At 57.2% G+C, this 24,240-nt stretch carries 28 protein-coding genes and 1 other RNA gene; 14 read left to right on the plus strand and 15 right to left on the minus strand.

Annotated elements, in window-relative coordinates:
• Window positions 1–33: 33 nt before the first annotated feature.
• The 13 genes from ACR0DJ_RS07100 to ACR0DJ_RS07160 form a co-directional block, all read right to left on the minus strand.
• Window positions 34–612, minus strand: coding sequence for an OmpH/Skp family outer membrane protein (locus tag ACR0DJ_RS07100; RefSeq protein ID WP_480686238.1), 579 nt, complete (start codon window positions 610–612; stop codon window positions 34–36).
• Window positions 613–618: 6 nt separating this feature from the next.
• Window positions 619–2,937 carry an outer membrane protein assembly factor BamA gene (bamA, locus tag ACR0DJ_RS07105; RefSeq protein WP_480684773.1) on the minus strand — a complete coding sequence of 773 codons (2,319 nt, stop codon included), beginning with the start codon at window positions 2,935–2,937 and terminating at the stop codon, window positions 619–621.
• Window positions 2,938–3,106: 169 nt separating this feature from the next.
• Window positions 3,107–3,235: a hypothetical protein gene (locus ACR0DJ_RS07110; protein ID WP_263618400.1), complete on the minus strand. Its 129-nt coding sequence runs from the start codon at window positions 3,233–3,235 to the stop codon at window positions 3,107–3,109.
• A gap of 78 nt (window positions 3,236–3,313) precedes the next feature.
• Window positions 3,314–4,666 carry an RIP metalloprotease RseP gene (gene rseP, locus ACR0DJ_RS07115; protein ID WP_170344366.1) on the minus strand — a complete coding sequence of 451 codons (1,353 nt, stop codon included), beginning with the start codon at window positions 4,664–4,666 and terminating at the stop codon, window positions 3,314–3,316.
• 4 nt (window positions 4,667–4,670) lie between these two features.
• On the minus strand, window positions 4,671–5,843 hold the full coding sequence (gene dxr / locus ACR0DJ_RS07120) for a 1-deoxy-D-xylulose-5-phosphate reductoisomerase (RefSeq protein ID WP_480684373.1): 1,173 nt from the start codon (window positions 5,841–5,843) through the stop codon (window positions 4,671–4,673).
• Window positions 5,843–6,625 carry a phosphatidate cytidylyltransferase gene (locus tag ACR0DJ_RS07125; protein ID WP_480684374.1) on the minus strand — a complete coding sequence of 261 codons (783 nt, stop codon included), beginning with the start codon at window positions 6,623–6,625 and terminating at the stop codon, window positions 5,843–5,845. The genes dxr and ACR0DJ_RS07125 overlap by 1 nt, the downstream gene beginning before the upstream one ends.
• A complete protein-coding gene (locus tag ACR0DJ_RS07130) occupies window positions 6,622–7,353 on the minus strand; it encodes an isoprenyl transferase (protein ID WP_170344372.1) in 732 nt (243 codons plus the stop codon). The genes ACR0DJ_RS07125 and ACR0DJ_RS07130 overlap by 4 nt, the downstream gene beginning before the upstream one ends.
• A 9-nt stretch (window positions 7,354–7,362) precedes the next feature.
• Complete coding sequence (gene frr, locus ACR0DJ_RS07135; protein WP_170344373.1) at window positions 7,363–7,926, minus strand: ribosome recycling factor; 564 nt, start codon at window positions 7,924–7,926, stop codon at window positions 7,363–7,365.
• A gap of 182 nt (window positions 7,927–8,108) precedes the next feature.
• A complete protein-coding gene (acuI, locus tag ACR0DJ_RS07140; protein WP_425078228.1) occupies window positions 8,109–9,104 on the minus strand; it encodes an acryloyl-CoA reductase in 996 nt (331 codons plus the stop codon).
• Window positions 9,105–9,193: 89 nt separating this feature from the next.
• Window positions 9,194–10,297 carry a dimethylsulfoniopropionate demethylase gene (locus ACR0DJ_RS07145; RefSeq protein WP_425078227.1) on the minus strand — a complete coding sequence of 368 codons (1,104 nt, stop codon included), beginning with the start codon at window positions 10,295–10,297 and terminating at the stop codon, window positions 9,194–9,196.
• On the minus strand, window positions 10,298–10,828 hold the full coding sequence (locus ACR0DJ_RS07150) for a DinB family protein (protein ID WP_371808336.1): 531 nt from the start codon (window positions 10,826–10,828) through the stop codon (window positions 10,298–10,300).
• Window positions 10,825–11,529 carry a DUF1326 domain-containing protein gene (locus ACR0DJ_RS07155; RefSeq protein WP_152457918.1) on the minus strand — a complete coding sequence of 235 codons (705 nt, stop codon included), beginning with the start codon at window positions 11,527–11,529 and terminating at the stop codon, window positions 10,825–10,827. Before ACR0DJ_RS07155 ends, ACR0DJ_RS07150 begins: the two co-directional genes overlap by 4 nt.
• Before the next feature lie 4 nt (window positions 11,530–11,533).
• Complete coding sequence (locus ACR0DJ_RS07160) at window positions 11,534–12,298, minus strand: DUF2182 domain-containing protein (RefSeq protein WP_425079028.1); 765 nt, start codon at window positions 12,296–12,298, stop codon at window positions 11,534–11,536.
• A gap of 115 nt (window positions 12,299–12,413) precedes the next feature.
• Between ACR0DJ_RS07160 and ACR0DJ_RS07165 the strand changes: the two genes are divergently transcribed.
• The 10 genes from ACR0DJ_RS07165 (at window position 12,414) to ACR0DJ_RS07210 (ending at window position 20,085) form a co-directional block, all read left to right on the plus strand.
• On the plus strand, window positions 12,414–13,145 hold the full coding sequence (locus tag ACR0DJ_RS07165; RefSeq protein WP_480684375.1) for a FadR/GntR family transcriptional regulator: 732 nt from the start codon (window positions 12,414–12,416) through the stop codon (window positions 13,143–13,145).
• Between the two features lie 117 nt (window positions 13,146–13,262).
• Window positions 13,263–14,663 carry a selenium-binding protein SBP56-related protein gene (locus ACR0DJ_RS07170; RefSeq protein WP_480684376.1) on the plus strand — a complete coding sequence of 467 codons (1,401 nt, stop codon included), beginning with the start codon at window positions 13,263–13,265 and terminating at the stop codon, window positions 14,661–14,663.
• Window positions 14,664–14,676: 13 nt separating this feature from the next.
• Window positions 14,677–15,330 carry a hypothetical protein gene (locus tag ACR0DJ_RS07175; RefSeq protein WP_480684377.1) on the plus strand — a complete coding sequence of 218 codons (654 nt, stop codon included), beginning with the start codon at window positions 14,677–14,679 and terminating at the stop codon, window positions 15,328–15,330.
• Window positions 15,331–15,388: 58 nt separating this feature from the next.
• Window positions 15,389–16,039 carry a TenA family protein gene (locus ACR0DJ_RS07180; protein ID WP_425078225.1) on the plus strand — a complete coding sequence of 217 codons (651 nt, stop codon included), beginning with the start codon at window positions 15,389–15,391 and terminating at the stop codon, window positions 16,037–16,039.
• 15 nt (window positions 16,040–16,054) lie between these two features.
• Window positions 16,055–16,417, plus strand: coding sequence for a DUF4345 family protein (locus tag ACR0DJ_RS07185; protein ID WP_425078224.1), 363 nt, complete (start codon window positions 16,055–16,057; stop codon window positions 16,415–16,417).
• A 36-nt stretch (window positions 16,418–16,453) separates the two neighbouring features.
• Window positions 16,454–16,826, plus strand: a transfer-messenger RNA (tmRNA) gene (ssrA, locus tag ACR0DJ_RS07190).
• A gap of 101 nt (window positions 16,827–16,927) precedes the next feature.
• Entirely contained in the window at window positions 16,928–17,359 is a 432-nt protein-coding gene (locus tag ACR0DJ_RS07195) for an ester cyclase (RefSeq protein WP_170344384.1), read from the plus strand.
• A 125-nt stretch (window positions 17,360–17,484) separates the two neighbouring features.
• Window positions 17,485–18,300 (plus strand): chromate resistance protein ChrB domain-containing protein, encoded by an 816-nt coding sequence (locus ACR0DJ_RS07200; RefSeq protein ID WP_480684378.1) that lies wholly within the window; start codon window positions 17,485–17,487, stop codon window positions 18,298–18,300.
• The gene (chrA, locus tag ACR0DJ_RS07205; protein WP_480684379.1) at window positions 18,297–19,550 is read left to right on the plus strand and encodes a chromate efflux transporter; all 1,254 of its coding nucleotides are present in this window, start codon (window positions 18,297–18,299) and stop codon (window positions 19,548–19,550) included. The genes ACR0DJ_RS07200 and chrA overlap by 4 nt, the downstream gene beginning before the upstream one ends.
• A 76-nt stretch (window positions 19,551–19,626) precedes the next feature.
• On the plus strand, window positions 19,627–20,085 hold the full coding sequence (locus ACR0DJ_RS07210; RefSeq protein ID WP_170344387.1) for an SspB family protein: 459 nt from the start codon (window positions 19,627–19,629) through the stop codon (window positions 20,083–20,085).
• 27 nt (window positions 20,086–20,112) lie between these two features.
• Here ACR0DJ_RS07210 and ACR0DJ_RS07215 read toward each other — a convergent pair whose 3' ends face one another.
• Window positions 20,113–20,676, minus strand: coding sequence for a hypothetical protein (locus ACR0DJ_RS07215; RefSeq protein WP_425078221.1), 564 nt, complete (start codon window positions 20,674–20,676; stop codon window positions 20,113–20,115).
• Between the two features lie 205 nt (window positions 20,677–20,881).
• Between ACR0DJ_RS07215 and fumC the strand changes: the two genes are divergently transcribed.
• The 4 genes from fumC to ACR0DJ_RS07235 are packed head-to-tail and all read left to right on the plus strand — an operon-like array spanning window position 20,882 to window position 23,331.
• Window positions 20,882–22,276, plus strand: coding sequence for a class II fumarate hydratase (gene fumC / locus ACR0DJ_RS07220; protein WP_480684381.1), 1,395 nt, complete (start codon window positions 20,882–20,884; stop codon window positions 22,274–22,276).
• On the plus strand, window positions 22,276–22,452 hold the full coding sequence (locus tag ACR0DJ_RS07225; protein WP_170344391.1) for a DUF4169 family protein: 177 nt from the start codon (window positions 22,276–22,278) through the stop codon (window positions 22,450–22,452). Before fumC ends, ACR0DJ_RS07225 begins: the two co-directional genes overlap by 1 nt.
• On the plus strand, window positions 22,449–22,670 hold the full coding sequence (locus tag ACR0DJ_RS07230; RefSeq protein WP_170344392.1) for a ribbon-helix-helix domain-containing protein: 222 nt from the start codon (window positions 22,449–22,451) through the stop codon (window positions 22,668–22,670). The genes ACR0DJ_RS07225 and ACR0DJ_RS07230 overlap by 4 nt, the downstream gene beginning before the upstream one ends.
• A gap of 58 nt (window positions 22,671–22,728) precedes the next feature.
• Entirely contained in the window at window positions 22,729–23,331 is a 603-nt protein-coding gene (locus ACR0DJ_RS07235) for a DNA-3-methyladenine glycosylase I (protein ID WP_171613929.1), read from the plus strand.
• 4 nt (window positions 23,332–23,335) lie between these two features.
• Here ACR0DJ_RS07235 and ACR0DJ_RS07240 read toward each other — a convergent pair whose 3' ends face one another.
• Window positions 23,336–24,217, minus strand: coding sequence for a fructose bisphosphate aldolase (locus tag ACR0DJ_RS07240; RefSeq protein ID WP_170344395.1), 882 nt, complete (start codon window positions 24,215–24,217; stop codon window positions 23,336–23,338).
• Between the last annotated feature and the right edge of the window lie 23 nt (window positions 24,218–24,240).

The raw sequence follows: 24,240 nt of genomic DNA on the forward strand, positions 1-24,240 counted from the left end.
GTTAGCAATACAGCACTGCAAGGGCAAGCGAACCTATTCGCCCTGCCCCTCTTGCAAATCGCTTCCATCACCAATCGCGGCGTTTATTCGGAGGATCGCGGCTTCGGTGATGTCGGACGTGCTGACGACGACATTGGATCGCTCGATCATCACGCTGGCCCCAATTTCGCGCAACAGATCGACAAGTACAGGGCGCACGATCTCGGAAAAGGTCTGCTGGGCTTCTTCGCTGCGACGGGCCAGAACGTCCAGCTTTGCCCTTTGCCCCTCGCGATGGGACTGAACCTTGAGATCAAACGCCTCGGCCAGGGGGCGGAACTCGTCGGCCGTCATGATGGCGCGCTGCTCGGTGAGTTCCTTTTCTTCGCGGCTCAGTTCCGCGACAATCCGTTGGTTTTCTTCGGCCAGTAACGCGCTTTCCTTTTCGATTTCGCGCAAAACGCGCTGTCCGAAGGCAGACTTGGCAAACAGCTCTTCACTGGACAGGGTGACCACACTGGCTTGAGGCACACCAAGCTGCTGAGCATCTGCCAAAGGCGCCAGGACCATCGTCAAAAATGCACACAGGGCCCAAAGCGGGCCCCGTGTTCTGCCAAGCAATCTGTTCAGCATCGCGGATCAGAACCGGGCCTGGATCGTAAAGTCAAAGTTCTGCTCCTTGTCGAAAGATTCTTTCTTGAGAGGCTGCGAAAAGTTGAACTGCAACGGCCCGAACGGAGTTTCCCACAGCACCGAAATGCCGATCACGTGGCGGATCGATCCGTTTGCACCTACAATAGTTGAACCTGCCGTATTGACGTTGTCGATGTTGTAGAGGTTGCCGACATCATAGAACAGGCCACCACGCAGCCCCAGTTCCTCGGGCAGTCCCAGCGGGAAATCGGTTTCGAACCGGGCAACCCAATAATAGTTGCCCCCGATTGCGTCATCCTGACCGTTGGACAGGTCACGCGGTCCGATACCAGCAGGTTCGAAACCCCGGAAGGTATTGGGCCCCAGCACGAACCGGTCCACAGTACGGCTGAAATCGTTTCCGCGCCAATGCAGAGCGCCCAGCTCCATCGTTGCCCGAAGCACCACCTCTTCGTTCCATACTCGGGTTTGCGCGATACCACGCGCCGTGGTCTTGAAGTATTTGTTGTCCCCACCAAGTCCGGCGGCATCAACGCCAATCTCGAACAGAAAGCCGGTATTGGGGTCCAGACCGCCGAGACGGCTGTCATAAATGTAAGACAGTCCCAAAGAGCTGGACGTCCGTTTGCCCTGCGCGATTTCAGAAGCAATCACCGCGCCGTTAACTTCGTTGTCCTGCTGCGTCATCTCGCTGCGGTCCCAGCGATAACGGAGCCGCAGCGCCGACAATTCACCAATCGCATAGGTCAGCTGTGGTGCAAAGAAAAGACTGCTTGTGTCATAACTTGCAAACCCGGAATTGGTGGCCGACAGCCCCAGACCAATGTCAAAGCGCAGCTTGCGGCCCAGCAGGTAAGGCTCGGTGAAGCTGAGCGTGTATTGTTCCGAGTCCTGCGCGGTCGAGATCGACACACCGAGGTTCTGGCCACGACCCAGGAAGTTGGATTCGTTCAGACCGACCGCAATCCCGAAACCGTCCGTAACCGAGTAGCTGCCGCCAAGGCTCAGCGAGCCGGTAGGTTGTTCTTCAACGTCCACATCCAGAATGACCTGGCTGGGCGAAGATCCTTCGCGCGGTTCGACTTCCGCGACAGCGAAGAAACCCAGGGCATTGATGCGCTCGGCGGCCTGACGGATTTCGCGGGGATTGAACGGGTCTCCTTCGACGGTGTCGAACTGACGGCGGATCACCCTGTCAAGGGTGGTTGTGTTGCCTTCAATATCGATCCGCTCGACAAAAATCCGAGGACCTTTTGTCAGGACAAATTCGATATCCAAAGTAAGATCGCGGTCATTGCGTGTGACACGTGGTTCCACCCGAAGGAAATCCACGCCTTGTTTCAGACCCAGACGTTCCTGGCGTGTAATGGAGTTTTCAACCAGAGACGGTGTATAGGTTACGCCGGGCTTGATCTTCAGCGCGTCCTGATAAGGGGCCGGATCCACGCCCGGAATCTCACTGACGGTCGTGATCTTACCGAACGAGAATTTCTGGCCTTCGGTTACATTCATCACCAGGAAAAACGCATCCCGTTCACGGGTAAATTCGACGTTGGCGCTGTTCACGCGGAAGTCGACATAGCCTCGTGACAGGTAGAAGTCCCGGATGACCTGCTTGTCGAACTCGATACGATCGCCGATGAACGTGTCGTTCCGGAAGAACGTCCGCAGAAACGTTGCCTGCTTGGTTTCCAGAACGCGGCGCAAGCGTCGGTCGGAAAAGGCACGGTTGCCGACAAAGCTGACACGTTCCACCTCGATGGTCGTGCCTTCGGCCACTTCAAAAACCAGATCAACCCGGTTGTCGCTGCGGCGGATAATCCGAGGGATCACGGTCGCGGCAACACGGCCTTGGGCTGAATACACTTCAGCAATCATATCGGCGTCAGACTCGGCCACCTGCGGGGTAAAGACGCGGCGCGGCTGAGATTCGATGACGTCCAGCAGAACGTCGTCCTTGACACGGGCGTTGCCCTCGATGCTGATCTGGTTGATCGTCGGATATTCCTGAACCGTGATGACCAGCGTAGACCCCCGCGGCGTCAGTTCGACTGTTTCAAATACACCACTGTCAAGCAAACGCTGATAGGCATCATTGAGCTGGCCCGCAGTTACGGTCTGGCCAGGTTCGATTCCCGTTCGGGCGATGATCGTACCGGTTTCAATCCGGCGATTGCCCTCAACATCAAACGAATTGATCGTATAGTTTTGCGCCTGTGCTGCATGCGGAAAAGTCATTAAGCTTGCAGCAACAAAAAGGAAAAGAACCGCTAGCGCCTGCCACAAAATATTGTTTGTTGGCATTTGCTGCCCGCAGGATGTGCCCGCCCCTCGCCTGTCAGTCATTTTATGCTCTACCCAGAATTTAAGACTTTAATGCTGAGTAGCGGGATTGAATGAGCTTGTCAAAAGGCGAAATCGAAGCAACCGCGCAGACTGCCAGTCAATTTGTCGACGTTGATTTCAGCAAGAATCACATGGCCGCCAAATAGGCGGCACCTGCCATAGCCAAAGCCGTAACCGCAAAGCTCAGCAGAACATCCCAATTCAACACGAACAGGAAGCTAAAGCTCTGATACGATCTTTTCAGCGTTTTGGTCATGGCTTTTCCCTCAGACGCAAAGAGAATAGCGCCCAATTAAGGCGATAATGCGGCTCAATTTTGCACCGAGCGCCACAATCAGCAGAACAGATCGTTGCTTACTGAAAACAGCATGAGGGTGAGGATTATCGTGATCCCTAGCCCCATGAGCACCCGCAAGGCCCCGTCACTGGGTGGTTTCCCTGCAATGGCTTCATAGGCGTAGAACACGAGATGCCCGCCATCCAATGCCGGGATCGGAAACAGGTTCAGCAATCCGACCGCCGTCGACAGAACCGCGATGAAGAAAATGAAGTTCTGCGCCCCCTGGCTGGCCATTGCCCCCGAGGTTTCGGCGATTCCGATCGGCCCCGAGATGTTGCAGGTGCTGATTGCACCCGTCACCATGTGCCACATGCCCGACAGCGACCCTTCGATAATGCGACCCGTCTGCCTGACACCGCCGGTCAGTGAATCCAGAATACCAGCTGGTTCAGTTGCCGGCTCCAACATCATGCCCCCGATGATCCCAATCCGCCAATGGGTGACGAAACCGCCTTCCGGCTGAGGTTCATCCGTGCGTCGGGGGGCCAATGCGAATTCCAGCTCGGATCCATCCCGCCAGACGTCCAACAGCAGAACCCGGCCGTCGGACCCTTCGACAAAATCCTTCAGCTGCTCGAAGGCAAAGATCGGTTCCCCGTTCACCGCCGTGATGACATCGCCTTGTTTCAGTTGAATATCCATCGCCGCGCTGCGTGGGGCCACTTGGCGGATCAGGGGTGGAAACATCCATGGTGCTTGAACATCCAGGGTTTCACCGTCCCGGATAACCGTGTAGTCCAGAACCGGTTCCACAGGCAGCGCCTCGATAAAGTCCTGCCAGGCCCCCTCTTCATCGTAATCAGGTGTCGGAATACCGGCGATGGCCGTGATCACATCACCTTCTCTCAGTTCCTGCACGGTGCCGGGCAAGGGTTGCAACGATCCGACTGTCAGCGGCTCTTTCGATACGCCCTGTGACCAGAAGATCAGACCGAAAACCAGAATGGACATTGCAAAATTGAAGACAGGCCCGGCCGCGACCGTGGCGGCACGCGCCCACAAAGGGGCGCCGTGCATGGTGCGGCGCAGTTCTTCCGGGCTTTGGGTTGCGATGCCTTCCATCGCCTCTTCATCCTTGCCGGATGCGGCATTGGCATCGCCCAGGAACTTTACATAGCCCCCAAACGGCAGCAACGCGATCTGCCATCTGGTTCCCCGCTTGTCGATACGGCTCCACAGAACCGGGCCAAACCCGATCGAGAAGACCTCGGCATGGATACCGGACCAGCGCCCCACAATGTAATGTCCGTATTCGTGCACCGCGACGATGACCGACAACGCGATGACAAACGCGACAATCGTCCAGAGAAGATTGCCAAATTGGGGGATTAGCGAAAGTACGTCCAAAATTCTATCCTGCTCGTTCCACCACAGTGTCATCGACCCACTGACGTGCCAGATGGTCGGTTTGCTGTACGTTATCAAGGGTCATCGGGGCATCAATAAGGCTGTCTGACGCGTCAAACCTGTCCAGAACCGCGGCGACGGCATCAGCCATATCCAGAAACCCGATCCGGCGTGCGATAAAATGATCCAGCGCGCGTTCCTTGGCGGCATTGAAAACAGCGCCTGCCAGGCCGCCACGCTCCATCACGTCCCGCGCGAGCTTCAGGGCCGGATACCGCGCTAAATCCGGTTCATTGAAACGCAATTGCCCAAGCTGGGCCAAGTCAAGCCGCTGTATCGGCAAGTCCCGTCTTTCGGGCCAATGCAGCGCGTAACCGATTGCGTGGCGCATATCGGGTGCCCCCATATGGGCCATCATCGCACCATCACGATACCCGACAAGGGCGTGTACTATGGATTCCGGATGCACCAGCACTTCGATCTGATCCGGCTCGACACCGAAATATTCTTTTGTTTCTATGACTTCCAACGCTTTGTTGAACATGGAGGCGCTGTCGATCGTGATACGCTGCCCCATATCCCAATTCGGATGGCTGGAGGCCTGTTCCACAGTCGCGTTTACCAGTTCACTCAGGGGCCAATCACGGAACGCCCCGCCACTGGCGGTGATGATCACACGCTCGACTGTTTCAACGTCTTCACCGACCAGCGCCTGAAACACCGCCGAATGTTCGCTGTCGACCGGCAGTAATCGCGCTCCATGCTGTTTGGCCGTTTCCAGAACCAATGACCCGGCGCAGACCAATGTCTCTTTGTTGGCCAGTGCCAGGGTCGTTCCCTGTTTCAACGCTTCGATTCCCGGTGCCAACCCGGCCGAGCCGACAATGGCCGACATAGTCCAATCCGCCGGACGCGCAGCAGCTTCGACGATGGCGCCGGGGCCCGCAGCCGCCTCGACGCCACTGCCGGCCAAAGCGGAACGCAGGTCATCAAGCCGGTCTTCATGAGCGGTGACGGCAATATCGGCACCCAACCGACGCGCATCATCCGCAAGATTTTGAATATTGGCGCCACCGGTCAAAGCCACGACGTCATACTCGGACGGTGCGCGCGAAATCAGATCAATCGTATTCTGCCCGATCGACCCGGTGGCCCCGAAAACAGATACCTTTCGCATTACATTTCACCCGGCGAATAGATCAGCCCTGCGATCAAAACGAACAGCGCGGCGCCCATCATGCCATCAAACCGATCCAGAAAGCCGCCATGACCCGGTATCAGGTTCGAACTGTCTTTGACGCCGAACTTACGTTTGACTGCGCTTTCAACAATATCACCGGCCTGGCTTGCCATTGAGGCCAAAACGGAAACAACGACAAAAGTGAATCCAAAGCCGGCCATGCTTGCAAAAACCGCGCCGACACATGCCGCGGCGGCCCACCCGCCGGCGGTTCCCGACCACGTCTTTTTTGGGCTTACCCTTGGCCAGAACTTCGGGCCGCCAACCGCCTTGCCCACGAAATAGCCCGCGACATCCGTGGCGACCACGACCGCGATCAGCCAAACCATCCAGCCAAAACCGAAGCTTTCCCGGATCGAAATGAAACCCAGCCCGGCCCCGACGATCCAGACCACAAACAGCCCGAACAGTACCTTCGAGCGACTGATCTGCCCCACACCCACAAGCGCTGGCGCGAGTATGACCGGCAAAGTATAAATCGGCGGCAAGTGATAGCTGAGAACCACGGTGACGCTTGTCAGAATTCCCAATTGCACGGCCACGCCGCGGGCCTGCGGGTCGATCATCCGAACCAATTCCCACGTCATCAGACCACAGGCTGCGGCGATGAAGGTTTCGAACCACCACCCGCCAAGCCAGACCTCGATTGATCCGATCACGACCAGAACAGCAGCGGAAAGAACCCGTGTTGTCAGGTCAGACCATCGGCCGTCTCTCATGCCAGAACCGCTCCGAACCGCCGATCTCTTGAGCCGTAATTCTGGCACAGACGGGCCAGTTCATCAGCGGTGAAGTCCGGCCAGAGCGTATCGATGAATTCGTATTCCGAGTAAGCCGACTGCCACAGAAGAAAATTTGAAATCCGCGCTTCACCGCTGGTTCGAATCACAAGGTCGGGATCAGGAAGAACACGCGTATCCAGATACTTGGGAAGGGTTTCTTCATCCACCTCTTCGGGTTTCAGCCGCCCTTCAGCCACATCCCGCGCCAGACGCTTGGTGGCGCGCGCGACCTCGTCGCGCCCACCGTAATTCAGCGCGACGGTCAAATGAACCAGATCGTTGTTTTTGGTTTCTTCTTCCAGCGAGTCCATCAACTCGATCAACTTGGAATCCAGCCGGACCCGGTCTCCGATGAACCGAACCCGGATGCCATTATCCGCAAGTGTCCGGGTTTCCTTGATGATATAGCGGCGGAACAGGTTCATCAGACCAGCCACCTCGACCTGGGTCCGCTTCCAGTTTTCAGTCGAAAACGCGAACACCGTCAGGTACTTGATTCCCAATCCCGGGCAGGCCTCGACAACCTCACGCACGCGCCGCGCCCCGGCATGGTGGCCGAACAGCCGGGGACGGCCGCGCGCCTGCGCCCAACGACCATTGCCATCCATGATGATGGCCACATGGCGCGGGCCGGACTCCAGCTCGGTTTGCGGGTCTTTTGGCATCAGTCCGGCTCAGACCTGCATGATTTCGGCTTGCTTGGTTTCAAGCGCAGTATCCACGGCCTTGATCATCTCATCCGTCATGTCCTGAACTTCACTTTCCCAAAGCTTCTGGTCATCTTCCGACATGCCGTCCGCTTTGGCCTTCTTGATCTGATCCATGCCATCGCGACGCACGTTGCGGATCGCAATGCGCGCGCTTTCCGCGTACTGACCCGCGACCTTGCTCAATTCGCGGCGGCGTTCTTCGTTCAATTCGGGTATCGGCAGCATTATGATGGTGCCGTTCAATTGCGGATTGATACCAAGGCCGCTTTCGCGGATGGCCTTTTCCACCTTACCGACCAGTGACTTGTCCCAGACGTTTACAGTAACCATACGCGGTTCGGGCACGTTCACGGTGCCCACCTGGTTGATCGGTGTCATCGAGCCGTAAGCGTCAACCATGACAGGTTCCAGCATCGAGGCCGAAGCACGCCCTGTTCGCAATGATGCAAATTCGGTTTTCAGATTGGCCATTGCGCCATCCATGCGGCGCTGCAGATCATCGGTGTCCAGTTCGAAGTCGTCAGACATTCTGCTCACTCCCCGTCTTCAGGTACTCTTTGGATGGGTCTTACGCCATCGCAATTGGGATGTATAGCAATCATGATCGGGAATTGTATCAATGGCCAGAGGTGTTGCGACCAATTCGGACAAACATCGTTTTCCGGAACCTGGCCGAGTTCCTCCGGCCAGGTCGAGTTCACGGGTCAGCCTCAGGCGTTCACGTCCACCACGACACGCCCCTTGACCTGGCCCTTCAGAATGTCGGCGCCCAATTGCGGCAGATCGGACAGACCGGCCGGTTGAACCATCGCTTCAAGCTTGTCCATCGGCAGATCCGTGGCGATCCGTTTCCACGCGCGCACCCTGTTGTCATAGGGCTGCATCACGCTGTCGATACCCAAAAGGTTCACACCGCGCAGCAGGAACGGAATCACTGTCGCAGGCAAAGCAGCGCCCCCTGCCAAACCAACCGCGGCAACGGAGCATCCGTATTTCATCTGGCCCAGAACACGCGCCAGCATGGCACCGCCCACAGCATCAACGCAGCCCGCCCAGGTTTCGCTTTCAAGGGGGCGTTTTGTGGTCTCGTTCAGGTCGTCGCGCGGCACAATGGTCGTCGCACCAAGTGATTTCAGATAGTCCCCGGTTTCAGGCCGTCCGGTGACCGCAGCGACCTCATAGCCCAAATTGCCAAGAATGGCCGTGGCCACCGACCCGACACCACCCGCGGCCCCGGTCACCAATACCGGTCCACGATCCGGGGTCAGCCCATGATCCTCCAGCGCCATGACCGCCAGCATCGCAGTGAACCCGGCGGTGCCCACGGCCATTGCCTGACGCGTTGTCAACCCATTGGGCAGCGGCACCAGCCAATCGGCCCGCGCGTTGGCTTTTTGCGAATAGCCGCCCCAGTGAGCCTCGCCCACGCGCCATCCGGTCAGAACAACCTTGTCACCGGGTTTGTAGCGGTCATCCGATGAGGCTTCGACCGTGCCGGCGTAATCAATGCCGGGGACATGTGGATAGGCTCGCACCAGCCCGCCCCCTTTCGGAGACAGGCACAGGCCGTCCTTGTAGTTCACCGTGGAATATTCGACCGCAACCGTAACATCACCATGTGGCAGGTCATCCACCGACAATTGTTTGATCGAGCCGGTGGCAATTCCGCTCTCTTCATCCTTGTCCATCACAAGTGCATTGAACATCTGTCATTCCTTTCGTGTTCAGTGACCAGCCCATGTCGGCAGCTGGTTCAAAATATCCCGAGGTCGACGCGGCAGCGTCCTTGGCTCTGCTAGATCCAGAAATGCGATTGCACGGTCGCGCGGCGCATCCCGGCCGGTGTTTCCACTTCCAGTTCCGTCCCGGCATCCCAATGGCTCAGGCGCACCATACCGATCGCCACATTGGTTTCAAAATCCGGAGACCAGGCCGCCGAAGTCACCTGCCCCACACGCTTTCCGTCCGCAAGCATACCCCAGGGACGATCGCAACCCGGCACCGGATCACCATCAATGGCGATAGGTCGGATTTGCTGCACCGGCCCTTCCTTGGCGACACGCAACAGAGCGTCCCGACCGATGCAGCCGATCGCGGTGTGCGTGTTGCAGAACTTTCCCAGACCGCATTCATGCGGGGTGTTGTCATCGGTCATGTCGTTCCCATAGGACAACAGACCGCCCTCAATGCGTTCGATCAGGTTCGGGCAACCCGCGCGCACGTGCAGGTCTTCGCCGGCGGCAAACAGGGCGTTCCACAAAGGCATGCCGATATCGCCACCTTCCACGTATATCTCGAAACCACCCTGTTTCGAATAACCGGATCGCGCGACGGCCAGATCGCGCCCCTCGAACTCGAACATATCAAATTTGAAAAACCGGATGTCGCGCACGCGGTCCCCGAAGACACGGGCCATCAGCTCGTCCGCCTTCGGGCCCTGAACGGCAAGCGGCGACACGTCCGGTTCGTCCACCAGCACATCCAGACGGTAGCCAACGGCGATACCCTTGACCCAGAGCAACAGATCGCTGTCTGCAATCGAGATCCACCAGCGGTCTTCAGACAGCTTCACCGCGACCGGGTCGTTCAACATGCCGCCTGTCTCATCAACGATAGGCACATAGAAACACTGCCCCGGAAGCATACCGCGCAGATCACGCGGGGTCAGCATCTGCATCAGGCGCGCAGCATCAGGGCCACGCAATTCAACCTGCCGCTCGCACGACACATCCCAGACCTGCACATGGTTCTTCAGATGCCGGTAATCGGCTTCAACGCTTTCAAAAACCGTCGGCAACAACATACGGTTGTAGACCGTATAGCCCTTGACCCCGGCAGCTTCGACCCCTTCAGAGAACGGAGTGCGCCGCAAGCGGCGTGACGCGGAAATCTGTGGCATTCATACCTCCTGAGGCATAAAGACGATATCACTCACAGGCGCTTCCGAGCCCGTCTCGGTCAGCATTTTATGCACTTGTCCCCTGTGGTGGGTCTGGTGATTGAAGAAATGGATCACGCACAACGCGTAAGACATTGTGACATCAGCCTCTTTCGCGGCGGAATACCACGTGAACGAGCCGGTCAGGGGATCGTCCCCCAACCCTTCGGCCCAGTTCAGGATACGCGCGTCGATCTTTTCGCGTAACGCCAACCAGCTTTGCAGGTCCGGGCACAGGTATACACTTTCATGGATACCCCCGCCGGCCTTGTGAATCGTGCCGTCGGGCCCGTCGCGCTTTTCGAAACGCGACATCCACATCCAGTCGCCCCACAACAAATGGTTTACCGTGCCCATGATCGAGCCAAAGAACGCCCCGCGTTCAAGGGTCAGTTCCTTGGATGTCAGAGATTGCAAAAACTCTGCCAACTGCTTGTTCTGCCAGTGATTGTACCGCGCCATTTCCTGCGCATACGCGCCCGTGATCATCATTTTGGCCCGTGCCAGTCGATGGGGCAGATTTCAGCGGACTTGCCGCCAAAGTCCCAGACCCGGCCATAGTCGCGCACCTTCGATTTGGTGCCACGCGCCACGATGATGTCAGGTCCCATCCAGTATTTGGAGTTTGAAACCATCACCGGATGCTCCGGATCCTTGCCCGCAAGCATCTCGATCTCACCCTGGATCTTGCGACCAATCGCGATCCGACGTTTGTTTCCGTCACGCTCGATCTGGACCGGCGCCCGTTCCGCGCCAATGATCTCGCTGACCAGCATGGTAAACAGACCGGTGGTGCCGCCCGCCTGACCGCTGAAGATTTGCAACAAACCGTTATAAGCCTTGCCGCTTGCGCGCTCGTCGACATAAGCGGCGACTTTCCACTGGCCTTCACCCATCCGGCCCGGAATATCGACCAGCAACCCGACATTCAGACCCGACAGATCCTCGCCTTCATAGTGGCCCTCATCAACGATGATACCCATCCACGCATGACAATGACCTTCCGTCGGAGGATGCGCGCCCAGTGACACCACGCAGGGGCAGAACACGTCACATGAACAGTTCAGGATCAGCTCGCCCTTGATGGCCCATTCCGTCGGGCTCATCTCTCGCCGCTTGGGATTGGGCATGCGGCTGTCGATGCGCTGACTGACGGGCAGCCGATCGGCGTCTGGTTTTCTGTTTTTAGCCATTGGTTTATCCTCCGTAGCTAATTGGATACACGAGCAGGATAAGACCGCCCGCAATCAGCACAAACCCCATCGGACGGGTCACGGCGTGCCCGATCTGAGGAAGTTTCTCCAAAACCATGAACAGGGTCGCGAGCCCCATCCACAACAGGCTCATGACACCGCCGACAAAGCCAAGTGCCATGAAGCCCCAGCAACAGCCGACGCAAAAGGCGCCAAGACCCAGGCCCATGCGCACGCCACCTGCAAAACCGGTTCTCCAATGTCCTAGGAAATAGGTCATCGGGGCATGGCAGACACCGTGGCAAACCTCTTTGACGCGGGAAAACTGGAAGGCGCCCACGGCAATCATCAGACCGCCCGCGACCCAGCCGGATTTGGCAATTCCCAGCATATCGACAACGCCGCCAAACAGCAGAACCAGCTGAATTCCTGCGATCAGAGCCGCAAACCCGACCCAGACGACGGAATACCCGGCCAGAACCCCCAGCCAGCCGGCGCGGGTGCCATTTGCACTGCGGATCAGGTCATCGTAACTGCGCAGGGTCGGGATCAGGGTGGGCAGCATCATGGCCGCCATCATGATCGCCCACATTGAAAACAGCGGGCCGAACTCGGCCATGGGCATGTACATATCCATGCGCGGATCCATCGCGGCCATCGCCTGCCCCATCGGCCCCGGACGGCCGATCAGATCGAGGTCCATGTCCCGGCTCATCGAGAACATGACCCACCACGCCCACAGGATCAGAACATAAAAGCCCAGCCACATTCCGCTGCGCAGCCACGTACGACTCACTTCGGCCTCCCGACTCAACTCCCTTGCTTTTCAAATGTCAGACTTTTAAATGTCAGACAAATAAAAATTTGCCCAAGGTCGTCTGAAGATGAAAACCGCGCCCCGAAAAACCGCAGACCTGTCTGCCCAGATCGCCCAGGCCATTCGGGATGCGATCGTTTCGGGTGAGCTGATCGTGGACGCGCGCCTGCCCTCCGAAGCCGAACTGTCGGATCAGTTCCAGGTCTCTCGCCCGACCGTGCGTGAAGCATTGAAACGGCTGGCGGCACAATCCCTGATCCGCACACAACGCGGTGCTTCCGGCGGCGCATTTGTAAATCGCCTGAGCTTTGAGGACGCCTATTCTCAGCAAGTCACGACTTCGACATTGTTGCTGTCGATGAATGCGGTCAGCTTCGATACCGCATGCGAGGCGCGATATGCCCTGGAAAGGGCCTGTGCGCCCTTGTCCGCGCAGCGGCGCACGGCAGATCACCTGGCGACCATGCGGGCGGAAATATTCCGCCAGTCCCAACCGGGCCTGACGGACGAAGCCTTTTGCGCCTCGGACGTGACTTTCCATCGCGCGCTGGTGGATGGGGCTGGAAACCCGGTCCTGTCTTATCAGCTGGCGGGTGCCGTGGAAGCGATGCAGCCCTTGATGAATATGATCACCTTCACGGCGCGATCCCGCGAAGAGATCATCGGACTGCACAGCAGAATAGTGGACGCGCTAGAGGCAAAAGACGCGGACACCGTAGACTCCGCCCTGATCGGTCTGGAACGTTACACACGACGGCTGGCCCATGACGTGGCCAAGAGCAAACGTAAACCCAACTGAGGGCGGCATTCGAAACAAGATCAGAACAAGGGGCACACGAGCAGGCAGATTGTCATCCGGCGCCAAGACCGGAACTCTCAATATGAATTGAAGATCAATGACTTACGGGAGGACGTTATGAACCAAAGACCGGACCCAAGTTTTTATCCATCCGCAAAACTGGCGATGGAGGGCCCCGCTGAAACACTTGCATTCACGCTGATGCTCAGCCCTGACTTTTCACAACCCGACGGACTGGCGGTTGTGAATGTCGATCCAAGCTCGGACGATTTCGGAAAGATCGTGCATCAGGTGATCATGCCCGAAAAGGGCGACGAGTTTCACCATTTCGGTTGGAACGCCTGTTCTTCGGCCCTGTCGCCGCTCAGCGGTCACGCGTTTCTGGAGCGGCGCTATCTGATCATCCCGGGCATCCGGTCCAGCCGGATTTATGTAATCGATGTCAAAAACCCGCTCGAAGCCAAGATTCACAAGATCATCGAACCCGAAGAAGTCTTTGCAAAGACAGGGTATTCCCGTCCGCACACGATCCATTGCGGGCCTGAAGGCATCTATGTCAGCACCCTTGGCGGTGGCGGCCCTGACGGCACAGATGGCCCTCCGGGCATTTTCATCATGGATTGCGAAACCTTCGACATCATCGGGCGCTATGAGATCGAGCGCGGCGTACAGGACAAGCATTATGATTTCTGGTGGAACCTGCCGCGTGACTACATGGTCAGTTCCGAATGGGGCCTGCCACCGCAATTCGAAAACGGGCTGGTGGCCGAAGACCTGTTGTCCAATAAATACGGCCACCGCATCCATTTCTGGAACCTTCGAAACCGGACGAATATTCAAACCATCGATCTGGGTGAAAACCATCAGATGGCCTTGGAAATCCGTCCCGCTCATGATCCCGTAAAGCAATACGGGTTCTGCGGCGTTGTCGTCGATACAACGAACCTGCAAGGTGCAATCTTCACCTGGTGGCGCAATGAAGACGGCACGTTCGAAGCCGAGAAGACCATAACAATCGATCCGCAACCCGCTGATCCCGATGATCTTCCTGAGCTTCTGAAGGGCTTCTCTGCCGTTCCGCCGCTGGTTACCGATATCGACCTGAGCCTGGACGACAAGTACCTCTACGTCGCCTGCTGGGGTACCGGCGAGATGCATCAATACGATGTATCCGACCCGATGAACCCCACCCTTGCCGGCAAGGTCGAAATTGGAGGGATTGTAAAAAAGACCAAACACCCCAACGGCCAGACGTTTGGATATGGTCCACAGATGGTCGAAATCAGCCGCGACGGCAAACGCGTCTACTGGACCAATTCGCTCTATTCCACGTGGGACGACCAGTTCTACCCCGAGGAAGCCGGTGCGGCCATGGTCAAAGCTGATGTCGGCGAGAATGGCGGGCTGACGCTGGATCCGAAGTTCTGGGTGGAGTTCCCCAAGGGCTATCGCAGCCACCAGATCCGGTTGGAGGGCGGAGACTGTTCAACCGACAGCTTCTGCTATCCGTCGGTCTGAGTTGGAATTTTTGATGTCATCAACGGCTGGCCTGTGGCTGGCCGTTGTTCTGAGCGGCGCCTATCACGGCCTGAACCCCGGCATGGGCTGGCCGCTGGCGGTGTCTTCGGCTTTGATGGAACAACACCAATCCGCCCTGTGGAGCGCACTCGCGGCTTTGGCTGGCGGGCATTTCGTGGCCATGCTGGGCGTACTTCTGCCTTTTGCCCTGATGGCCGTACTGGTCGATTATCAAAATGAAATCCGTATCGGCGCGGCCCTGGTCGTCATTGGCATGGGCCTGTACATCGCGATAACCCGCCGTCATCCCCGCTTTCTTTCGCGGATCCCGCCAAGCAGGCTTGCGCTTTGGTCTTTTCTCGTGGCGCTTGCCCACGGGGCCGCCCTGATGCTGGTTCCAATCTATCTGGGCCTTTGTGCCGTGGATGAACTGGACGCGGGACATCAAGCGATTTCCCAGATCATGACGACGAACACCCTTTTGGTTCTGGGCGTCGCCGCGCTGCATACGGCCGCCATGGTTCTGGGTGGCGGGCTGTTGGCCTTTGCGGTCTATCGTTGGCTTGGCCTGCAATTCCTGTCGCGCAGCTGGTTCAACCTGGAGCTCATCTGGGCCCTGAGCCTCATTCTGGTCGGTGGTCTGGGTCTTTGGTCCGCACTCGGCTGACCTTGTACTTTGTTTTGAAACGGGCTTTGTCTGCATCAAGACAAAACGGAGCTTCCGAATGCAGGACCAAACCCGCCCAACCGATGTGCTGCGTCAGGGTAAAATCGACGACTGGACGGCCGCCACGACCCATGCCTTCACCCGCGAACTGTCTGACGGCACCCTGCCCGAGGATAAAATGCGCTGGTACCTGCAACAGGATTATCAGTTCGTCGACGGCTTCGTGCGTCTTTTGGCCAGCGCCATCGCGCATGCGCCGACCCTTGCAGACAGCGTCCCGGCCGCGCAGTTTCTGGCGGTGATCACAGGCCCCGAGAACACCTATTTCCTGCGCGCGATGGACGCTTTGGGCACTGAGCCCAGCACCGAGCCCGCGCCCGCCACACGGGCGTTTCAGGATCTGATGGCCGAAGCCGCAGCCTCTGGCCGTTATCAGAACATGCTGGCGGTACTCGTCGTGGTGGAATGGGTTTACCTGAGCTGGGCCAGCCCGGAAAACCCGCCCAAAGACGGCTTGCCGTTCTGGTTTGCGGAATGGATCACGCTACATGCGGGCGAAGGGTTCGAAAGCGTCGTGGAATATCTGCGCAGTCAGTTGGACAACGTCTGGCCGACGCTGGATGCGGCTGAACAGGCCGAGGTCACGCGACTGTTTCATCGCGCCATCGAGCTGGAACGTGATTTCTTTGACGCCGCCTACGCGGCCTGAACCCAGGAGGCCGCCATGGTCGCAACTCTGAACGTCATTGCAGCATTGCTGACCATCGGGTTCGGCGCGTTCGGGTTTCTAGCCCCGGCCCACACCGCGTCGGCCCTGGATCTGGCCCCGACCAACAGCACGATGGGGTTGTCCGAGATGCGCGCCTCGGTCGGTGGTTTGTTTGTTGTGACCGGGATCGCCGTTATCTGGCTGAACAACCCAATGGCCTATGTCATGCTGGGCATTGTCTATTCCGGTGCAGCGCTGGGCCGATTTGTGTCGGTCGCGCTGGACAATCCGCCCTTGGCCAAGGCGTTGATCTTTGGGGGAATCGAACTGGCTCTGGCGGTTTGGCTTATCTCTGCAAACTTCAACAAAGCCACCTAACAGATTGGAAATATAGGATACGGCAGACTTCATTCTGAGTTTGCATCCATCCATCACCTCACCTATATAAGAGATGTCCTTCGGGACTATGGACATAAACGCGCTCGTAATAAGCGGATCGGACCCGGGGGCGGTACCCGGCGGCTCCACCATACACCTTCTGGGGGCATCCTTCGTTTGGGGATCACTTTCAGAACCGGGGGGCCGAAATAGGATCGACGAACGTCTAAAGGGGTTAGCTTTGTCCCGGCTGTCTGCCACCGTTACCGGCGAAAACAGTACAATTGCAAACGACAATCGTGCTCCGGTTGCAGTTGCTGCGTAAGCAGTAGCAAGACCGAAACTTAAGCCCTTGCGCCTAGCCGCGTAAGGCGGGGTTCGCAGGTACCTGGCAACAGAAACCTGCATTAATCCCCCACATGTCTGAATTTATTTACCCGTCCCTTGGCGGATTCAGAGTTTATTCATTCCTTTTTGCCATCGTGCCTGCACTTGGACAGGAGAACTGGGATGACGAATTCAGAGATACTCAGAAAGTGGTACTCCGAAGTTTGGGAAAATGGAAACACCGAAGCAATTGATCAGTTTTTCGCGCCCGAAACGATGGCCGAGGGGCTGATTCCGGAAATGCAGGTCGGTGCGGACGATTTCCGGGATCTGGTCATGGCGTTCCGCCATATTCTGGGGGACATCAAGGTCGAGTTGCCCAAGATCATCGAAAACGGCGACTGGGTGTCTGCCATTCTGCATGTTCGTACTTTTCGTGCCGACAATGGCGCGCCATTGGAAGTCACGGGCCAGGTCATGGCGCGGTTCAAAGACGAAAAGATGGTCGAGGCTTACAATCATTTTGACTTCATCTCGTTTTTTGAAGAACTGGGCCAGTTTCCATCGGACACCCTGCCCGTATGCATGACCGGGCAACGCCTGGACTGGGCGTGAACCCAACGCAATCTTGACCCCCATGACCCTTGCGCGGTAGCAAGTGCCATGGGGTAAGATTGCGAACGCCCCGTGAGGCGACAGCCCAAGTTTCGCATGTATCCGCGGTTACAAGGAAACATGCCATGGCATCGCCCAACTCTATTTCCCCCAAGCAACTTCTGCGTCTGATTGGCACTCCGAATGCGCCCGTTCTATTCGACGTCTGCCTGAATGACGATTTTGAAGAAGATCCCTATCTGATCCCCGCGTCAGTCCGGCACCCGGTCACAGATCTTCAGGGGCTGAAATGCAAGATCTCCGGCCGCTCGGCCGTGATTATCTGTCAAAAGGGCAAAAAGCTGAGCCAGGGCGTTGTCTCCTGGTTGCGCAGCGAAGGGCATCAAGCCGAATATCTGGAAGGTGGAATGCAGGCCTGGCGCGAATTGACCGACGCGCCACGTGTGCCCGCAGCACGCATTCCTGATCGAATTGGAGGCCATACGCTGTGGGTCACGCGTCACCGACCAAAGATCGACAGAATCGCATGTCCCTGGCTGATACGCAGGTTTGTAGATCCCGACGCCAAATTCCTGTTTGTGGCACCCGGCGAAGTCGAAAGCGTTTCGACTGCTTTCGGGGCGTCACCATTTGATATCGAGAACACGTTCTGGAGCCACCGGGGCGACAATTGCACGTTTGACACCATGTTGGATGAATTCGATCTTCACTCTCCTGCGCTGGACCGGTTGGCGACGGTCATCCGGGCAGCGGACACGAACCGGCACATGCTTGCGCCCGAAGCGGCGGGATTGTTGGCGGTGTCGGTCGGGCTTTCAAGGCAGTATCGTGATGACCATGAAAACCTGGAGGCCGGGATAACCCTTTACGACGCGCTGTATCGCTGGGCGCGCGATGGGTTTGACGAAAGCCATGACTGGCCCACCGGGCGAACGTCATGAAACCGACACTGGCCGAGATTACCAAGGTCTTCAGCAGGATCGGCCTGCTGTCTTTCGGCGGCCCTGCGGCTCAGATCTCCTTGATGCATCAGGAATTGGTCGAGCGTCGACCCTGGCTGGATGAACAGACGTACCTGCGCGCCCTGTCTTTGTGCATGTTGCTACCGGGTCCCGAGGCGATGCAGCTGGCAACCTATGCGGGGTGGCGTCTGCGCGGTGTTGCCGGCGGGCTGATTGCCGGCAGCTTGTTCGTGTTGCCCGGCGCGGTGGTGATTGCGGTTCTGGTCGCGCTCTATTCAGCGTTTGGCGATATTCCCTTGGTGCAGTCGGCCTTTACGGGCATCAAGGCAACCGTCATCGTGATCGTTTTGCAGGCGCTTCGCAATCTTTCGCGCAAGGCATTGAACGATCGAGAGCATCGGGCAATCGCAATTCTGTCCTTCCTGTCCATTTTTCTGCTGAACCTCCCGTTTCCGGCTATCATTTTCGCTGCCGCTTTCTGGGGCTATGTGACCTTCAAAGGATCCGTTGAAACGCCGAAACGAGAAGGAACACCACAACTGGCGCGGTCTCTGCGAACGATTGCTGTCTGGTTGCCACTTTGGTTGGGCCCGCTTGTCGCTCTGAGCGTCACAGGCCATCAACTGCTGAGCGATCTGGGCTGGTTTTTTGCCCGACTCGCCGTTGTGACCTTTGGCGGCGCATATGCCGTATTGGCCTATATGACCCAAACCGTTGTCGACCAGTACCACTGGATCAGCACGGATCAGATGATTGATGGGCTGGGTCTGGCGGAAACGACTCCGGGGCCGCTCATACTTGTCACTCAGTTTGTCGCCATGCTGACCGGGCAACTGACCGGCGGGTACACCTTGGCGCTTGCCGCCGGCGCGGTTGCATTGTGGGCGACGTTCGTTCCGTGCTTTCTTTGGATTTTTCTTGCGGCCCCATATCTCGACCGTCTGGCCGCGCGTCCCCGCCTGTCTGCGGCCCTGCATGGAATCACCGCGGCCGTCGTCGGAGTGATTCTCAACCTTTCCGTGTGGTTCGCCCTGAATGTTCTTTTCGAATCGGTGACTGAAAAATCATGGGGTCCTGTGGCAATCCCCACGCCGCAGTTATCCGCGTTGGATATTACCGCAGTAAGTCTAACTATTCTTGCTGGGGCCTTGATTTTTCGACTGAAATTAGGGATGGGAATTGTATTGGTTCTGATGTCGGTGGCCGGGCTGGTTGCACACAATATCTGATCAATCCGGTCATACCCGCCCTTTCGTTTCCGAACAAAACCCCTATGCTGAGCATAACCACTTTTGAGGATCACACATGTCGCAAGGCATCGATTATGGAAACCTGATGCACACCGCCATGCGCGGCTTGATCAAAACAGTGCTGAAGGAAGTTTCTGAAACCGGTCTACCCGGGGCGCATCACTTTTTCATCACCTTCGACACACGTGAAGATGGTGTAGAAATCGCCGACTGGCTGCGTGAACGCTATCCCGAAGAAATGACCATCGTCATGCAGCACTGGTTCGAGAACCTCGAAGTCGGAGACGTCGGCTTTTCCATCACTTTGAACTTTGGCGACGCCCCGGAACCGCTGTACGTCCCCTATTCCGCAATAAAGACTTTCGTGGACCCATCCGTGGAATTCGGCCTTCGCTTTGAAAGCCCGGAAGACGAAATCGAAGAAGATCAGATCATCGAAGACGACATCGAAGTCGAAGAAGAAGAAATACATCACGATGCGGATATCGTGTCGCTGGACAGCTTCCGGAAATGAACCTTCAAACCCCGCCCGGCGCGGGGTTTATCGTTTCATCAGAAAAGTCTCGACCGACCGGGATTTTTGACCATCTATGAATCGTGAAAATGCGAGGTTCAGCCCGCCCTCGGCCAGCGTACGGTCGAATTGCTGCAACTCATATCCTCCGTCCTCATCTATAAACAACGAAAACACAGTCAGCGTGTCGCCGACAATGCGGCCCCATACAAACGGCTCGCCCTTCATCGGGTCCAATGGCACTTCGTGACCAAAGACATTGCGCTTCATCGCCGCCGAAAACACATCCGGGCGGTCTGACGGAACAAAATCTATCGAGAATTTCTGGTCCTTAACACGTCCGTCCGGCTTGTATGTCGTCGTCCGCCAACTGACGTTGAAGCCGTTCTTGGTCTCGACGATGGAAACGCTCATGTCGCGGGGCGTTGTCGTGCCATCCGCGTCTACTACTTCGGCTGAACCGACATAATCTCCTATGAACGGTGTAATCTCTGCTGCGCGGGCCTGCAAACTCAGAATCGACAGCCACAAAGCGCAAACTGCAAGTATCGCGGCAGCTTTTTCAAGCTTAAGGCGATGTAAATTTGGCATTTTATCCTCCTGGGCGGTCATTTCTCTATTGTAGCCCAGAGGTGTCCGCAAACAATGCACATTCCCCGCCAATAACGATTAAAGTGACGCACCCCGCGCCTATACCTTTGGCGTCCTTGAGTTTAAGGTGCGCGCAACTGGCCGATTGCGTCACGGCGTGGCTGCGGCTAAACGGCATACAACTGCATACCAGACGGAGTGACCGATGTCTCAAACCCGCACAGAATCCGACAGCTTTGGCCCGCTCGAGGTTCCTGCCGACAAATATTGGGGCGCGCAGACGCAGCGCTCGATCATGAATTTTCCCATCGGCTGGGAAAAACAGCCGGTCACCATCGTGCGCGCGCTGGGCGTGATCAAAAAAGCCTGCGCCATGGAAAACAAGGCAACGGGTAAACTGGACGCAAAGATAGCAGATGCGATCATTCAGGCCGCAGGCGAGGTGATTGAGGGCAAGTTCGACGACAACTTCCCGTTGGTCGTGTGGCAGACGGGTTCGGGCACCCAGTCGAACATGAATGCGAACGAGGTCATCGCCAACCGAGCCATCGAGATTCTGGGCGGAAAGATCGGATCCAAAGACCCGGTACACCCGAATGACCACTGCAACATGGGACAGTCGTCGAACGACACCTTCCCTACCGCCATGCATATCGCAACGGCGATGAGCGTGCGCGACGTGCTGCTTCCGGGGCTTGAGAAACTGGCGTCCGGGCTCGAGCAGAAGGCCGAGGAATTCAAGGACATCATCAAGATCGGCCGAACCCATACGCAGGACGCGACACCGTTGACACTGGGTCAGGAATTCAGTGGCTATGCCCACCAGGTTCGTCAGGGGATCGCACGTGTACACGCGGCAATGCCGGGGATTTATGAACTGGCCCAGGGCGGTACGGCCGTTGGCACCGGCCTGAACACCCAGCACGGCTGGGACAAGGCCGTCGCAGGCCATATGGCCCAGATCACCGGCCTGCCCTTCGTCACGGCACCGAACAAGTTCGAAGCGCTGGCCGCCCATGATGCCATGGTCTTCCTGTCGGGCGCTTTGGCGACGATTGCCGGCAGCTGCTACAAGATCGCAAACGACATTCGTTTCCTGGGCTCCGGGCCTCGTTCCGGCCTGGGTGAGCTGATCCTGCCGGAAAATGAGCCCGGCTCGTCGATCATGCCCGGCAAGGTAAACCCAACGCAGGCCGAAGCGCTGACGCAGGTCGCCGCGCATGTGATGGGCAACAACGCGGCGATGAATTTTGCCGGGTCGCAAGGTCATTTCGAATTGAACGTCTACAATCCGATGATGTCCTACAACCTGCTGCAATCGATCCAGTTGCTAGGGGATGCCACCGACAGCTTTACCGAGCGGATGCTGCTGGGCATCAAAGCGAACGAGCCGCGCATCGACAAACTGATGAAGGAATCGCTGATGCTGGTCACGGCGCTTGCCCCTACAATCGGTTATGACAATGCGACCACCGTTGCGAAAACCGCTCATAAGAACGGCACCACCCTCAAGGAAGAAGCCATCGCACTGGGCTTCGTGGACGAAGCGACCTTTGATGCCGTCGTCCGTCCCGAACAGATGATCGGCCCGAAAGACTGATGGGCAAGCCGGTCAATCTGAACCGGTATCGAAAAGAAAAAGCGCGGGCCGTGAAAAAGGCCCGCGCCGACCGGAACGCCGTCGCGTTTGGGCGAACGAAAGCTGAAAAAGAAGTCGTGAAGCTTCAACAGAAAAAACAAAAGCGCGACCTCGACAATCATGAGCTGGACGAATGAGCGGCCGCCCTGTCAAACGCTCTTTGACCCTGAAAGGGCATCGAACCTCGGTATCACTCGAGGATGAATTCTGGCGTGCTTTTCGCGAGATCGCTCAGGAACAAGATAAGCCAATCAATGTCTTGGCGGCTGAGATTGATGTGGAGCGCGACCCGGAAACGGGTCTTGCATCCGCCATACGCGTCTTTGTGCTGAACTGGTTCCGAAACCCTGATTGAGACTTGTCACGTCGTCGCCTCGACGTGTAACGTGAGCTGGAACAAAAAGGGTACAACCATGAGCGACACCATTACCGGGCCGGATGGGCAGCAAAGATGCACATGGTGTCAGGCCGCGCCCGAATTCTTTGAATATCACGACAATGAATGGGGTTACCCTGTCGACGATGACCAACGGTTGTTTGAAAAACTGTGCCTCGAAAGCTTTCAGTCAGGCCTCAGCTGGCGGACAATCCTGAACAAGCGCGAAAACTTCAGGAAAGCCTTCTGCGGATTTGATTTCAACAAGATGGCCGCGTTTTCTGATGCAGATGTGGAACGCCTGCTACAGGACGCCGGGATCATCCGTCATCGCGGCAAGATTGAAGCGGTGATCAACAATGCGCGTTGCGCGCAGGACCTTGTGGCCGCCGAAGGATCTCTGGCGGCTTATGTCTGGCGTTATGAGGCTGAAACGCCTCCGCCCCCGCAAACAGCATCCACATCACCCGAATCCGTGGCCATGTCGAAGGATCTCAAGAAACGGGGGTGGAAGTTTGTCGGCCCTACAACCGTGTTTGCGTTCATGCAGGCCATGGGGTTGGTCAATGACCACGCCGAGGGCTGCATCGGCAGAAAAAAAGCGGCACAGATGCGCCGCTCTTTCATCAAACCTGCCTGACGGATCAGACCGAGGCTTTGTAAATCTTGTCGATGTTGCCACCCAGAGCCGCGTTGAATTCGGCATCTGACTGCTGCTTCGACAGACCTTCGGTCAAAGCCCGCGAGAAGGATGCGATCATTTTGCCGTTTCGGCTCAACAGGTCGCAGGCTTCTTCCGTCGAATAACCGCCCGACAGGGCCACAACCCGCAATACCCGCGGGTGGTCTGCCAGCGCGTCATACAGGTTCGCCTTTGTCGGGATCGTCAGCTTCAGCATCACTTCCTGACCCTCGGCCAGTTGATCGAGGTTTTTGAGGATTTCAGCCTTCAGGATGTCTTCTGCTTCGGCCTTGGTTTCCGAATGGATGTTCACTTCGGGTTCCACGATCGGAACCATACCGGCATCGGTGACTTCGCGGGCGACGTCGAACTGTTGCGCAACCACCGCCGCGATGCCGTCGGCATTCGCTTCGTGAATGACCGAGCGTTCCTTGGTGCCGAACACACCATCGGCCTTGGCCAGGGTCTCGGCCAGACCGGGGATCGGTTTCATCATCTGAACGCCATTTGCCTGTTCTTCCAAGCCTTTGTCGATCTTCAGGAAAGGCACGATACCTTTGACCGACCACAGGTAATCGGCAACCTTGCGGCCTTCGATCTCTTCGCCCAGGGTACGTTCGAACAGGATTGCACCAATCACTTTGTCCTTTGTGAAATCGTCGGCCAGAATGATGCGGGCACGCATCTTCTGGATTTCACCGAACATCTCTTCGTCTGAGTTGTAGTCGGATGCCTCGACACCATACAACGCAAGCGCTTTCGGGGTTGATCCGCCGCTTTGATCCAGTGCCGCGATAAAGCCCGTGCCGTTGATCATCTGCGCGCGCTGTTCTGCTTTGGACATATTGTTTTCCCGTTCAATGATGA

The organism is Ruegeria sp. BF10, assembly GCF_056538725.1.